13 protein-coding genes are annotated in these 13,585 nt (G+C 44.9%); 7 read left to right on the plus strand and 6 right to left on the minus strand.

Annotated features, from left to right (window positions below):
• Nucleotides 1–8: 8 nt before the first annotated feature.
• The 5 genes from B3157_RS06675 (at nucleotide 9) to B3157_RS06695 (ending at nucleotide 3,429) form a co-directional block, all read left to right on the plus strand.
• Entirely contained in the window at nucleotides 9–761 is a 753-nt protein-coding gene (locus B3157_RS06675; RefSeq protein WP_099828644.1) for a thiamine pyrophosphate-dependent enzyme, read from the plus strand.
• Nucleotides 758–1,297 (plus strand): 2-oxoacid:acceptor oxidoreductase family protein, encoded by a 540-nt coding sequence (locus tag B3157_RS06680; RefSeq protein WP_099828645.1) that lies wholly within the window; start codon nucleotides 758–760, stop codon nucleotides 1,295–1,297. Before B3157_RS06675 ends, B3157_RS06680 begins: the two co-directional genes overlap by 4 nt.
• Nucleotides 1,298–1,424: 127 nt before the next feature.
• Nucleotides 1,425–2,219, plus strand: coding sequence for a zinc transporter ZupT (gene zupT, locus B3157_RS06685; RefSeq protein ID WP_214079105.1), 795 nt, complete (start codon nucleotides 1,425–1,427; stop codon nucleotides 2,217–2,219).
• Nucleotides 2,220–2,352: 133 nt separating this feature from the next.
• Nucleotides 2,353–2,553: a hypothetical protein gene (locus B3157_RS06690; RefSeq protein ID WP_214060456.1), complete on the plus strand. Its 201-nt coding sequence runs from the start codon at nucleotides 2,353–2,355 to the stop codon at nucleotides 2,551–2,553.
• 213 nt (nucleotides 2,554–2,766) lie between these two features.
• Entirely contained in the window at nucleotides 2,767–3,429 is a 663-nt protein-coding gene (locus B3157_RS06695) for an ArsR/SmtB family transcription factor (protein WP_292589825.1), read from the plus strand.
• A 13-nt stretch (nucleotides 3,430–3,442) separates the two neighbouring features.
• Here the strand turns inward: B3157_RS06695 and B3157_RS06700 are convergent, their stop codons facing one another.
• The 3 genes from B3157_RS06700 to B3157_RS06710 form a co-directional block, all read right to left on the minus strand.
• Nucleotides 3,443–3,859, minus strand: coding sequence for a hypothetical protein (locus B3157_RS06700; RefSeq protein ID WP_292589827.1), 417 nt, complete (start codon nucleotides 3,857–3,859; stop codon nucleotides 3,443–3,445).
• Nucleotides 3,860–3,918: 59 nt separating this feature from the next.
• Nucleotides 3,919–4,878, minus strand: coding sequence for a hypothetical protein (locus B3157_RS06705; protein WP_292589829.1), 960 nt, complete (start codon nucleotides 4,876–4,878; stop codon nucleotides 3,919–3,921).
• A 487-nt stretch (nucleotides 4,879–5,365) separates the two neighbouring features.
• On the minus strand, nucleotides 5,366–6,403 hold the full coding sequence (locus B3157_RS06710; RefSeq protein WP_292589831.1) for an acyltransferase family protein: 1,038 nt from the start codon (nucleotides 6,401–6,403) through the stop codon (nucleotides 5,366–5,368).
• Between the two features lie 343 nt (nucleotides 6,404–6,746).
• Here B3157_RS06710 and B3157_RS06715 point away from each other — a divergent pair, with 343 nt between their 5' ends.
• The gene (locus B3157_RS06715; protein WP_214079102.1) at nucleotides 6,747–8,861 is read left to right on the plus strand and encodes a hypothetical protein; all 2,115 of its coding nucleotides are present in this window, start codon (nucleotides 6,747–6,749) and stop codon (nucleotides 8,859–8,861) included.
• 192 nt (nucleotides 8,862–9,053) lie between these two features.
• Here B3157_RS06715 and hcp read toward each other — a convergent pair whose 3' ends face one another.
• Entirely contained in the window at nucleotides 9,054–10,712 is a 1,659-nt protein-coding gene (gene hcp / locus B3157_RS06720; protein ID WP_214061085.1) for a hydroxylamine reductase, read from the minus strand.
• Between the two features lie 82 nt (nucleotides 10,713–10,794).
• Nucleotides 10,795–11,574, minus strand: coding sequence for a hypothetical protein (locus B3157_RS06725; protein WP_214061086.1), 780 nt, complete (start codon nucleotides 11,572–11,574; stop codon nucleotides 10,795–10,797).
• Nucleotides 11,575–11,734: 160 nt separating this feature from the next.
• Between B3157_RS06725 and B3157_RS06730 the strand changes: the two genes are divergently transcribed.
• Nucleotides 11,735–12,244: a winged helix-turn-helix domain-containing protein gene (locus B3157_RS06730; RefSeq protein WP_243392195.1), complete on the plus strand. Its 510-nt coding sequence runs from the start codon at nucleotides 11,735–11,737 to the stop codon at nucleotides 12,242–12,244.
• Nucleotides 12,245–12,327: 83 nt separating this feature from the next.
• Here B3157_RS06730 and B3157_RS06735 read toward each other — a convergent pair whose 3' ends face one another.
• The gene (locus B3157_RS06735; RefSeq protein WP_214061088.1) at nucleotides 12,328–13,572 is read right to left on the minus strand and encodes a hypothetical protein; all 1,245 of its coding nucleotides are present in this window, start codon (nucleotides 13,570–13,572) and stop codon (nucleotides 12,328–12,330) included.
• Nucleotides 13,573–13,585: the final 13 nt, after the last annotated feature.

The following is a 13,585-nucleotide window of genomic DNA, read 5'->3' on the forward strand; positions in this document are numbered from 1 at the left end:
GTGATTGTATGGAACAGGCTACTTACAAGAGACCAAAGTCACTTGCTAGAAACGAATTCTCGTATTGCCCTGGTTGTCACCACGGCATTATCCATAGACTCATAGCAGAAGTAATTGATGAACTCGACATTCAAGGAAAGACGCTAATGGTTGCTCCCGTTGGATGCTCAGTCTTCGCCTATCAGTTCTTTGATGTAGACGGTACCGTTGCCCCGCACGGAAGGGCTCCAGCAGTAGCTACGGGAATGAAAAGAGCGATGCCTGATAGAATCGTATTCACGTATCAGGGAGATGGAGACCTCGCGGCCATAGGAACCGCCGAGATAATTCATGCCGCAAATAGAGGCGAGAAGATCACCACGATCTTCGTCAACAACGCGATCTACGGTATGACAGGCGGCCAGATGGCACCGACGACCTTGCTTGGAATGAAAACCACTACTTCTCCGTATGGGAGAAAAGCAGAGACGGAAGGGTTTCCGATTCATGTTTCAGAATTGCTGAAAGAAACCGCCGGAATTGTCTATCTGGAAAGAGTGGCTGTGAGTTCTCCTCAGGAAGTTAGGAAGGCAAAGGCTTCAATAAAGAAGGCCTTTGTCGCACAACAAAAAGGGCTGGGCTTCTCATTGGTCGAGGTTCTTTCGACTTGCCCGACAAACTGGGGCCTCAACCCGGTGGAGTCAATCAACTGGCTAAATGAAAACATGAAGAAAGAGTATCCCGTCGGGGTATTTGTCGACAAGGTCGGTGATTTCAAATGAGTGAGCATCTCTTGGTTGCTGCGGGATTTGGGGGACAGGGAGTGATGCTGATAGGACAGATTCTTGCAACGGCGGGAATGTTCGACAACAAGCACACTACCTGGCTACCGTCATATGGTCCTGAAATGCGAGGCGGGACTGCGAACTGCACGGTTGTCGTTAGCGATGAGCCGATTGGCTCACCTATTACGAATACTCCAAACGAGTTGATAGTAATGAACATCCCTTCTCTTCTGAAGTTCGAGAAGGAGATTCAACCTGGCGGACTCATGGTGATAAACACATCTGTTGTTGATAGAGATACGAGTAGAAACGATATTTCTGTCGTCAAGATCGATGCAAACTCGGTCGCTGAGAAGCTCGGTAATCTCAAGGTTGCAAATATGGTAGTTCTTGGTGCATACCTTGGCAGGGCCGGAACGGTCACTCTCGATGGAGTAAGAAAGGCACTGGAGAAAAAGCTAACAGGAAGAAAAGCAGCACTCGTAGATTTGAATATCCGTGCCATAGAAGAAGGCATGAAGTCAGTTAAGTGATCTTGAATAGACGCGCCCAGAGCGCGTCTTCTTTAGATCTTTTGGCTCATCAAAAATCTATGCAGAATGACCGCCAAACCAGTGAAGAAATGTATAATCTTTCTAGCGGACTATATGGAGGATTGCGATGCAACTTGACAATTTCTGGCCAGCGTTTTTTTTGACTGTTTTTGCGGGGCTTTCCACCGGGATCGGCAGTATTCTTGCGATCTTCGCAAAAAAAACCAACACAAAGTTTCTTTCAGTTTCGCTTGGCTTCTCCGCCGGTATAATGATATACGTATCCTTCGTCGAGATCTTTGTAAAGAGCGGTGAATCTCTCCAGAAGTCTGTGGGAAGTGGCATAAGCGACTGGATTAATGTAATCGCTTTCTTCGGAGGTATAGGCATTATTGCCCTGATCGACTTCCTTGTACCTTCCGCAGAGAATCCTCACGAAATGAGAGACGTAGATGAAATGCAAGCCAAAAACAAAACTCTCTTGAGAATGGGGCTTTTCACTGCGTTTGCCATTGCTGTCCACAACTTTCCTGAAGGGCTCGCAACATTCCTTGCTGCCATGAAGGATCCGTCGCTTGGGGTACCTATTGCGGTTGCGATAGCAATCCACAATGTCCCAGAAGGGATCGCTGTGGCTGTTCCGATATATCACGCAACGGGAAGCAGGAAGAAGGCTTTCATGTATTCATTTCTTTCGGGTCTGGCAGAACCGGCTGGCGCTTTGATAGGATTTACGCTGATAAATATCCTTTTCACCGACATTGCATTCGGGATTGTCTTTGCCGGAGTTGCAGGGATAATGGTTTACATATCTCTAGATGAACTCCTTCCTTCGGCAGAGAAGTATGGAGAACACCATCTCTCCATATCGGGATTAATAGCCGGAATGGCGGTCATGGCGGTCAGTCTGCTCATACTGTAGTTCATTCTGATAGAATCGTGTTGCAAGTGCTTGGACAGAAAGAGACATCCATTTATCAATGAGATTCATGTTGTTCTTCGCTTTATAGTGATAGACAATTCGCGTTAGTGTGAGTCTTGGGGGGTGGTAAGTTTTGAACTGGATTGACAAAGTGGAAGTTTGCTCCAGCACAGCCTGCGATCTTCTCCATGGTTTGTTCAGATTGAATAACAACGAGAGATTTCATGAGTTGTTTGAGTCTTCACTCTATAAGGGCAAGTTTGAACCAAATAGGGATATTCAAAACTGGGTTTCCGAAACAAAGAGTATTTTCACTCCGGACATACTTGAGTAGCTAAAGGAGTTCTTTGCTTGGGAGACTTTTTTTTGGAATGTGCTTTCTTCCGGATATTACGCACAGCAGCCTCAAAAATGCAAGACAGCTAATTGAACACTTAAGAGAAATGCCCGAAAGGGTTTTGCTCATTTCATTTATTCCGGTTACGGTCCGAGAAAAGGCGCGGTAGATATTAACACCTTCGAAGGAATAATTGAAAACGACAATGAAATGCTTCTCTTTGTCTCGAAAGACATGTCATTCTCTCCGGAAAGAAAAGCCGTTCTCTTCGAGATGCTTTCTGGTCCGGAGAAGGCCAAAGAGGACTTCATTTACTTGTATGAGTGGTTTTACGAAAACTCATTTTCTGTGATAGAACCAAAGCTCGAAAGGACGCTTCCAAAAGTAGTAACTGATCTGAAGAAAGAGATTGAAGCTTCCGGCATTAAGTTTCTGAAGACACTCATAAAGAACATCGACTATACGAGTTATGAAGAACTCGAAAAAACTGTGATTTGTCCCAGCTACTTCTCCGAATTCCTGGTCTCAAACGCAGCAATACCTTTTGTAAAGGAAGATATGTATACTGTGGGATTCCGCTTCAGAGAGGTAATGACCACTCCCAAGAATCAGCTGGAAACGTCTGACGATACTTTTGATGCTCTTGCTCATGAGAAAAGACTCGCCATAATTAGGCATCTATCGATGGGCCAATCTTCCGGACATGAGCTCGCAAGAGCGTCAGATCTTTCTAATTTCGAGATTGGAGAGCACATCGACATCTTACGTGAAGCAGGTATGGTCAGCGTGGAGAAGATGAATCAAATGATGTATTTCTCTCTCAACAAGGAGGCTGTCGTCTTAAGATTGGTAGAGCTCTTGAAGGCTTTATAGAAGTCAATGAAGGTTAGGTGTTCTCTTCCAGTTTTCGATGAATCACCTCTATTTCAAGCAGGCGGAGCCTATTGAAAATCCTTTCGTCCTTCTTGTTTTTTAGGAGTTGAAGAGCGACTTTTGCGCCAATCGAAGCCAGACTTCCAAGTGTCTTTCCGGTCGTGTACCATTGCTTCAGCGGAGTCTCTTTAAGAATTATCTCAACGAGAGTCACTTCTTCCTCTTTCATAACTACACTGTGAGGCTCCAAACTTCTCTTCTGCATCTCGAGCTTCTTTTCCAGGTTTTCATATATCTTTCTTATACTTGACAGCGAGACCAAGCTCTCAACTGAATATTCGTTTGCTCTCTTAACAGGAAGAGAGTTGTCGAAAATCTCGAGCGCGCCTTTAAGATCGTCTTTTTCGGGGATCTGACCTTTCCTTTCCATCTGGAAATCGAAGCGAGGCTGGATTCCAGTACTCTTGAGCCGAATCCTCTTCTCACCGCTCATATATCAAGAGTATCCTTTTCCGTCTCGGCCATGATTCTAGTTACTTCAAACTTCAGATCTTCATCTATCAACGAGAAAATATAACCGTAGACGTAATTGAAGTACTGCATAGTTGGACCATCGAAATAAGAGGTGTTCAGTGTTCCAATGTATTCTTTCAAGGTTACAGGGAGTGAACTCCCGCTTCTGGAAAGTTCCTTCTCATTCTCAGTGAACTCATCAAGGAGCTTCTTCAACCTCTCTATCGCTTTTCTGTTGTATCTGGAGTACCTTGCACTTCTCAGAGACTCAACCTTTTCTTCAGCCATTTTGTAGAAGCCGTTTTTCACATCTCTGTATCTTTCATTCTGGCTTTCATCGACCAGCGAGAGGTCCATACCCGTTTCAAGTCTTGCGGCATTGTTCATAGCATCCCTTATGGCCATCTCATCATTTGACGCTCTGATACCTTCCAGAATGTTCTCGAGCTCTTTCAAAATCTCTTCATTTCTCTCCCGCTGTCTTCTCTCGATCTCAAGATCTCTTTCCTTTCTTAAAGAGTAAAACTCTTCCTGTGCCTGTACCAGTCGCTTCGAATACTCGGTTAGAAGCGATATGGAGTCTGTGCCGGAAGCCGCTCCAAATTCCTTTATGAGGCTTTCCCCACGCGTGAATATTTCTTCTACTTCTTTCTCTGTCTGGGCCGTCTTGAGATCTGTGAAGACTTTGTCCATTGCAAGCCTGAAAAACTCAATGTTATTAGGAAACTTACTGGTGGCTGCACTCAACACCAACCTACTCTCGAAATCCTGTTTCCCCTGCTGAAGCTCTTTCAAACGTTGTAGAAACTCGTCGGGACCAGGGTCTTTCCTGAACTTAAACTCATAAGGTCCAAGGAATATACCCCCCTCTCTCAGGATAAGCCTATAAGCAACATAGCCTAACAAAACAGCAATAATGATCAGTAACGCAGTCATAGGAATCCCTCCCGAAACACGCCTTCAAATAGGATGATACCATTTTTTGATAGTCACCGGACAGAGGGCGATATGCAGAGTAAAGTTTTACGGTTGGATCAACAAATAGTATAAGAGCTAGAATCACCTTTTCTAAACAGGACTCTCTTTGACAGCACTCTCAGATTCTCTGAAAGATCGACCTCCAATTGTCTAGTTATTGGCCAGGAATAACAGAACAAAAGTCACCGGAATGTCATTCGCTACGAGTGGATTCCGTTTGGTGGAGAATCTCTTTTATTTATAAAGCATTCCCAGCGATCATCTGTTATCATCCAGACTGAACAAACTAAAGGAAATAGCCCTTAAAAAACATGAACTTTCCCGTCTTCTACAACGGAATCTGATGTGCACAGCGGCCCGCTGTGTGTTATCAAATAAGTCTCGAAAACTGCAAGTCGAAACTGACTCTTCGCATACTCTGAAGCAATTCATCTCATCATTCTCACTAAACTAATTCTGTGGAAAGACTCCTGCGTTTCACCAGGAAGGTGCCTGACATAATCATCATAGCCGGTTTGGGGATTAATCTGATCATCAGATAGATCACAGCCATGTTCATAAACCAGTATATATACCAAAACCTTTGCATGATCTCAATCGGATCCCCGAACACATCGAATATGGGATAGACGAGAAAACCTGCGGCTATGTGATAACCTAGTATGAAAAGAGTATGTTTGCCAAAGAGAGAGAGGATAGACCTCGCAAGCTTGACCTTCTCAAGAATCTGAGCTAGACCGCATACAGCTATTATCCCAACCAGTGCAGCAATTACGTATAGAAGAGGTGACGAGCCGAAGTAGTCTTCCATCAGATAGACTTCGTTAGAAAAAGCAGCTGTTGAAACGAATAATGCACATGCAGTTACCGTAAGGAGAACAGGGATTCTTTTTGAAGAAAGTCCCAATGACTTCACCACTTTACCAACGGCAAAATATGGAAGCACGGCAAGCGCAACATCAATTTTGAAGGGCAGAGCCCCGTAGAAGAAGAACATCGACACGAAACCTAGAACAATTCCAATCGGTAGAATATTCAGCTTCTTCAGAACTGAATAGTAGATCTCCGTGACGAAAACGGCAGGAACAAACCATAATGGAATGATGTTCAGTGGAATTATCCCCACGGCAGTACGAACGGTCAGAACATTCACCAAAACTGAGCCAATGGAGAAATTTAGTTCTTCTCGCGTCACCAGCAGTTTGACGATCAGCCAGATTAGTATGTTGAACCCGGCCATTGTGTAGTAAGGCACCATTAGCTGCTTAAGCCTCTTCTTTACGCCCTTCCTAATTGGCAGTTCCTTAGAGAAAAGACCGGAAAGAAAGAAGAAGGTGCAGGCCGCCGGGTTTATTAGATTAGCAACTATCTGAGGGGGGAGAGTGTGATACATAATCACCAGTGCCATAAGAAAACCCCTGGCAACATCAATCCAGACGATACGTTCGCCGCTTAGTGCAAATTCTGCTGGTTGTTTATTCAAGAGCGACACACTCCGCTGAAAATCTCACTGACAGTATATCACAGGTGAAAGAGGCTTGGTTAATCATTTGGTGGCAATGGTAAAATGCAGACAGTGGTGACGTGTGAAAAAATATCAGTACTTCAAACCAAAATATGCTCGAAAATTAGCTGTTTCTTAGGGTGTTTGTCTCCGATAGACTGTGTTTGGAAGTTTCGATTAGTAGAGTGCTGAATTATATGGCTCACGTTGTTATACTTAACATTATAGGGAAGTGAAACACATTGGGTCCCGAAGCAAATGGAAGTACAGTCTGTTTGAAGGAATTCGCTGGCCAAGCGGCCGTCTGGCAGGAGGTATGCTTATGAAAAAAGTTCTTATCTTTCTAATTGTCTTGATCTCGGTAGTTACCCTGGCCCAAGAATATGATGAGTTGTTCAACAGTCTCTTGTCAAGGAGTGATGACTTCGTTTCATTCTCTGGAGCTGGCTTTGATGCGAGATTCGTTCCTGCTTATGCTGCTACCGACTCCGAATCAAAGGTTATCGGCGATCAGAATCTGCTGGGCATACTAATCATCAGATCTACGAGAGTGATGGACTTAGAAGTGAACAACGTTGCGATAATTGACAGCGAAAGCGAAGAGAGAGTCCCTTATCAAATCTACAAAGTTGAAGATCTCTCCGTGCCCTTGCAGTTACCCTTTTCCCTTCCATCTGGTGGAGTTCTGGTATTGACTTCAAAATCAGAAGTTAAGGACTACTTTATGGACATAAGAATACAACAGATTCTTCTCCCGTGGAGAGTGAAGACCACAGAACCTGGAAAGATAGTCGAGATGGCACCCGTAACCCTTGATGAAACAACGCCGGTAGTTGACGTCCAGGAGACATATGATTACGATTCAATAGTTGAAGGCATGGCCGATCTTAACGACAGACTCAACTTCCTTCAGGACAACGTCGAAGGACTGAACCTACAGTTCAGGAGGCTAAACACATTATTTCTGGATACTCAAGTCGCGCTGGCAGAATACAAAGCAGCGGTTGACAGGGGAGCTTTCGACATTGAAGAATTCGCAGTATCGATAGAAAACAGGCTTGTTTCTCTCGAAGATGCGGTTGTCGATAATCCTGTGCTTAGAATTGAGTTCGAAGAACTCAGTGATTCGCTCGAACGACTCTATTTATCACTTGTAGAATGGAGTGACGAGATTTCTAGAATAGAAACGCTTGCAGCATCACAAAGCCATCTTAACGACAGAGTGAATAGCCTTCAGGACTCGATTGAGGATGTGAGAGCCTCTGCAGCAGAACAGACGGACTCTGCAGTTATTCTATCCATAAACGAGAAAATTGATGAGATCTCCGAAGTCTTGTCAGCAATGAAATATGGATTTGAAGAGCTGGAAAACTCTGTTGAAAAACACTCGGGCGAAATAGAATCAATCCACGAAAGACTAGTAATGGAGTTGGATGTTCTGGATAATCGATTTGAGGTTGTTGAAACAATGTTTGAGTCCAACACCGAAGCCATCCTGAATAATAGTGAGCTTCTGAATGAAGTGGCTTTGGAACTCGATGGATTGTCAAAATACGTTTCAGAGATTTCTCTAGCTCAGATGGAAAGAGTTAGTTCATTATCTGAGACTCTCTTGTACATCGAAGAGAGAGTATCGGCTACTGAACTGTCGCTAGCTGCTCTAGAAGAGATAAGAGCTAGACTAACCGCTTCAGAATCAACTGCCAAAACTCTCTCTAATAGAATTGATACTCTCGAGGAACATCGTTCTTCAATCGAAGGTACTTTGGAGGTTCTTGAGGAAAAGATTGAAGATCTCGAAATCGGTGTATTTGGAACCGGAGCAATAAACTTCGCTGAACTCGAAACCGAGATACTTGAACTCCGCGGAATAGTCGACAGTTTGTCTAGGGGATTCGTGAGATTCAACTCAGATTTGATAAGTCTCGGAGAATCGATTCCGCCCGCAGGAGTATCTGTAGAGGTTTTTGGAGAAGCATACGATGAGTTGACCGGGAGTATTGGAGAACTAAACTCTGAGCTCTCGGACGTAAGAACCCTTTTGGTTGACCTTGATCGTTCGATAGAACTTCTCGAAGAATCTCTGGGAGTTGTATCCGTAGATCTCGACAGTATGAAGGGGAATTTTGATGGCTCGGTTGCTGCAATAGATAGTAATCTGAAGGCAATTCAACGGCTCCAGAATGATCTATCCAAAACGAAGGAAGAGCTAGCCGCAACCGCGCAGGAACTCAGGAGTCTGTCATCGGAACTGACGGCGGTAATTGTTACCAGGGATGAGATCACTGAAATAACTGAAGAGGCAGTTAAGCGAGTTGGAGAAGAAACAGCGCGCGAGATCGCATCACTGAAAAGGACGAATAATATCTGGTTGACGGTAGCTGTTATCTCGTCGCTTGCAGCGCTTGTTCTGGGAGTAATAAACATACTCCCTTAATTGACATCATGTTTCCATAGGACGAGAGTGGCTCGGGGGGGGGGAGACCCAAGTTACCAAGGTGATCGGTTCCGTCCCACACTTCGTTGGGTCCGACAAAGCCAGGCACTTAGCGGCGCCCGGCTTGGGAGATATTGAGCCTAATCTTACTCAAGGCTTGTTATGGATGGTTCTTCTTTATCTTGCCACAGACTAACCAACAATAGCTTTGAGATCCTCTTCCGCCGTCGTAATTGGTTTTATATCGAAGTTATCCACAAGAACCTTGAGAACGTTAGGTGATACGAATGCGGGAAGAATCGGTCCAAGACGTATTCCCTTCACTCCCATGTAGAGAAGTGCGAGAAGAACGGCAACCGCCTTCTGCTCATACCACGCGATATCGTACTCTATCGGCAGATCGTTTATGTCATCAAGTCCAAAGGCATCTTTGAGCTTGAGAGCCGTCACCACTAGTGAGTACGAGTCATTACACTGGCCCGCATCTACAACTCTCGGTATACCACCGATATCGCCAAGATCAAGCATATTATATCTGTACTTTGCACAACCTGCAGTCAGGATAACCATATTGTCAGGCAGTTTCTCGGCGAGTTCAGTATAATACTCGCGTTCTTTCGAGTGACCGTCACAGCCACCCATTACCACGAATTTCTTTATCGCCCCCGACTCGACCGCGTCGATTATCTTATCCGACACTTTGGAAAGCTGATCATGAGCAAGACCCACAACAATAGTCTTACCTGGTCTGGCACCTATATCACCGATTTTGAGAGCCTCTTCTATGATCTGCGAAAAGTCCTTCTGCTTACCATCCATCCTGTTAGGGATATGTGCAACGCCCGGCCAACCGACAAGGCCCGTTGTGAATATTCTCTCCTTGTAAGAGTCCCTCGGTTTCTGAATGCAGTTCGTGGTCATTAGAATAGGACCTCCAAACTCTTCAAATTCCTTCTGCTGATTGTACCAGGATGTACCGAAATTCCCCTTTAGGTGATTGAACTTCTTAAGGTTCGGATAGGCATTTGCAGGGAGCATTTCGCCATGAGTGTAGATGTTTATTCCCTTTCCTTCGGTCTGCTTCAGGAGTTCTTCGAGATCCAGGAGATCATGTCCGCTCACCAGAATTCCAGGTCCCTCAACTGTTCCCGTATATACGGAAGTTATTTCGGGATTTCCGTAGCTTGTCGTATTCGCTTCATCCAGCAAGGCCATAGCCTTCACCGCATACTCTCCTGCTCTTAAAACAAGGGACACATAGTCGTCGACACTTAGCGAATCGTCGAGACAGGCCGCCATTCCTTCCTGAAGAAAATCAAGGATCGAACTTTCCGAGTGTTTCAAAATGTACGCGTGATCAGTGTAAGCGGCGATTCCCTTAAGTCCGTAAGTAAGAAGCTCCCTGAGTGATCGGATGTCTTCATTTCTTGTATCCATAACGCCAACTTCGGCACCTTTCATTTCGTAAACATCAAGCCCACCGGAGACTCTCCAGGTGCAGGCTTCTGGAACTTCTCCGTCAAACTCCTTACCATGTACTCTCTTGAATGATTCTCTGAACATCATTTCGATCCTGTCTCTTGCGGCCAGAGCCTTATCGATCTTCTTACCAAGACTCACAGGATCGAAGTCGACATTTGTTATTGTTGTGAACAGTCCTTCAGCGATGTGGAGGCCTGTGTCGGAATCGTTTATCCCGACTTCTCTCGCTTTCACTCCCCAAAACGAAGTTCCTTTTAGAATCCAGATGAGAAGATCTTGAAGATTTGCCACTTCCGGCTCTTTTCCACAAACACCTTTGACGGTGCACCCTGTTCCCTTCATCGTTTCTGAACACTGAAAACAGAACAAGTGAATCCCTCCTTCGCTATCATAACTATCTTACATCCGCTGAGGGGGCTGTATCGGTAACATATGTTACACATCATCCGAATCAATAGTATATGAACTCTCTTGAGTAAATGAACTCCTCAGGAGGATTGGAGCCATCTTGAAATTCCGTTCTTCTAAGCTCACGGGTGGGGTTGCCGTTTTCGTCTCTCAGAAGTATGTCAACCCTCGTTCGGTATTCAGTGGAGTGTTCCATGCCTTCTTTTCTGATTCTTACTATGGTAGTCTCGCTCTTGAGGAATCCGTTCAGATCATAAGTGAATCTACTCTCAACGACTATATTCACATCCGTTCCAAGGTCTTCAACGCTCTCTCTAACAATGGAATAACTCTTTGTCTTTCTTCCGCTGTCGTCGAAGTAGAGAGTGTTAGTTGAAGACCCTGTTTCCGTTGATATGGAAAAGGAAAGCGTTCTTTCGACCAAATCCAACCAGTAACGAGTTCTCTCAAGTTCATTCCCAGTGCCGTCAAAGGCAATGGCTTCATAGAATTCATCGTCATAGATTACTTCAACCGTCTGGAAGACCTCACCTTCATCGTCTATGAATTCCTTCCTGACGAGCCTGTCAAACTCGTCATAAACGTAGATGATCTTCATACTACTTCTTTCACTGGCGATCAGCAAACCCGACTCGCTAAAAGAAAGCGTCTCGGGTTCCGAAACCAGTAACTGGGCACCTAACCTGGCGATTTCGACTCTGACACTCTTCAGATCTCCAACGAAACCGAATTGTTCTGCAGTCAATTCCTCTTCCATGAAGACTGCTGATAGTGCAGTAAGTACGACAAAGGTTGAAATGAAAATCAGTAATGCTTTTTTCATGCTTCTCTCCTCGCTTTGCTCTTTGACCTATGCTAATCATATCAAATTACTGGCAAAAGGATATCGTCAAACGCTCAAACTCAACAACACTCCGCTCTATCTTCCCAATTCTGATATACTGAGTATGAAAACAAAGACGCTTCTGTTGGGGGGACCTAAGGTGAATTTCAAAGAACTCTCTGAAGCAAGTGGAATAAAATACGAAACGGTGAGGAACTACGTTAAGGTCCTCATTGAAGAAGGACTGATTGATGAAGTCAATGAGGAAGTGGTTGAAGTCGTCAAGAAGATGCCCGGTTTCACTTCGCAAGGTCTGACAGTTGTTGAAGCCGCGCACAGGGCTACAGGAAAAGCGGACTCCAAAAGTTCTCTCTCCGAAGAAGTATCCGAACTTCGAGAAAGAGTTCACACCCTTCAAGAGGAGAACGAACAGCTTAGGAGAGAGCTTCAGGAAGAGAGGTCTCTCACTAACTATCTGAAAGAGAACCTAGCATCCTTTGAGGATCACACTAAGAACTCTTCTGGAATTACAGTTTACGGAAAAGAAGCAAGTACAGCTGCGGATGCTCTTAAGAGCGCTATAAAGTCTGCCGGAAGCGGTTTTTTACAATTCCTACAGTGGCTTTTCGACACCGAAGAGAAAGAAACTGCCGAGAAAACTGACCAGTAACTGACTAACTTCCCTTGAAAGTAAACCAAAAAGACAGGCGCCCCTTCTCAGGTGCGCCTGTCGAATCGTCATTTGCAAACGAACTAGAAGTCTAGCGTTGCGAGAATTCCGGTGTACCATTTAGCCCAGTTTTCTGCATCCTGCGAATCGGCCAGTCCAACCAAAGCAAAGTACTCTCCTGGACCGAACACTTCGGCATCAACAGATTCGGAGAACAGTGCTATCCAGCAGAGTTGTCCAGAGAAGTCCAGAGCGAAAACGTTTACCGTTGACTCCCGACCGATATTTCCAGAATAGCTATCAACTACCTCGAAATTACCAAATCCACCAAGATACTCATAAACGAGCTCATTAAGTACGCCTTCAGTACTTGTAGGTTCGTCTGTCTCACCGACAAAAAGCTTGCCGACAATAGTTCCACGCAATCCTAAATCGGCCACCTCAAAATAGTCGGAAAGGTAAAACTGCACTGAGAATTCTGGCGGCATCAAGAATCCGAAATAGTCGCCTTCAACCTCTAGCCAGTCATCAATATTGATATCAATATCATCTTCTTTGAGAAGTGAGTCGATCATTTTGACGAAAAGATCTGTATGTTCACTCTTTTCCAATTCAGGAACAACTACTTCTTCTTCCAATTCTTCTTCCACATCGATAAAGCTTCCAACGATTTTGGAAATGATTTCCTTCGCCATTTCGAGTTCTGAACCTTGGTAATTCGCGAGCTCGAAAACGAACATCGTTACCGGTCCCGGTTCCGTCACATCCAGTTCCTCAGATGGATAGTACACGGCAATGAATGGATACTCTGCTTCCGGTTTCACCTTTAATGATGCAAGATAAGCAACGAGCCCGCTCTCAAGTTCTACTGTCTCTTCATATGCCCTGTCAGTCGAAGCGCTCTCGCCATAAAGAGAAGCGACCACCGCCTCAACCAACTCTTCACGCTCATAAGACTCAAGCTGATAGAAGAAGAGCCTACCGAACAAAGCGTTGTCTTCATCGAAGATTTGAGCGTCGTAGTTCAAACCCATCTTCTCCTGGAAGATCGAGTAACTATCGGGTATCATTATTTTCGAAGTGCCAATTGTCTCGGTCTTCCACGCAGGATCATCCGGGCCTTTCCACCCTTCTCTGAAGGTTACCAGTAGTGAATCTACAGTTCTTAGAGTAAGAGCAGGCAACCCTTCCGGAGCGGGAGGAACCGCCTCCAAATCAGTAGCTTCGATGGTTTCTGTAGGCTCGGGAGTAAGAGTCCTCAATCCGAGCTGTGCAGAAAGGGTAGCAGCAACAAGAATCATCACAAAAATAATGAACAGTCTTTTCATACGTGCGCCTCCT

It is taken from the genome of Mesotoga sp. UBA5557 (genome assembly GCF_002425715.1).
GTDB lineage: Bacteria > Thermotogota > Thermotogae > Petrotogales > Kosmotogaceae > Mesotoga.

Excerpts from the sequence above, each read along its gene's own strand:
- B3157_RS06675 (WP_099828644.1), top strand. The coding sequence starts at position 9 with ATGGAACAGGCTACTTACAAGAGACCAAAGTCACTTGCTAGAAACGAA.
- B3157_RS06680 (WP_099828645.1), top strand. The coding sequence starts at position 758 with ATGAGTGAGCATCTCTTGGTTGCTGCGGGATTTGGGGGACAGGGAGTG.
- zupT (WP_214079105.1), top strand. The coding sequence starts at position 1,425 with ATGCAACTTGACAATTTCTGGCCAGCGTTTTTTTTGACTGTTTTTGCG.
- B3157_RS06695 (WP_292589825.1), top strand. The coding sequence starts at position 2,767 with ATGCTTCTCTTTGTCTCGAAAGACATGTCATTCTCTCCGGAAAGAAAA.
- B3157_RS06700 (WP_292589827.1), bottom strand. The coding sequence starts at position 3,859 with ATGGAAAGGAAAGGTCAGATCCCCGAAAAAGACGATCTTAAAGGCGCG.
- B3157_RS06705 (WP_292589829.1), bottom strand. The coding sequence starts at position 4,878 with ATGACTGCGTTACTGATCATTATTGCTGTTTTGTTAGGCTATGTTGCT.
- B3157_RS06715 (WP_214079102.1), top strand. The coding sequence starts at position 6,747 with ATGAAAAAAGTTCTTATCTTTCTAATTGTCTTGATCTCGGTAGTTACC.
- B3157_RS06725 (WP_214061086.1), bottom strand. The coding sequence starts at position 11,574 with ATGAAAAAAGCATTACTGATTTTCATTTCAACCTTTGTCGTACTTACT.
- B3157_RS06735 (WP_214061088.1), bottom strand. The coding sequence starts at position 13,572 with ATGAAAAGACTGTTCATTATTTTTGTGATGATTCTTGTTGCTGCTACC.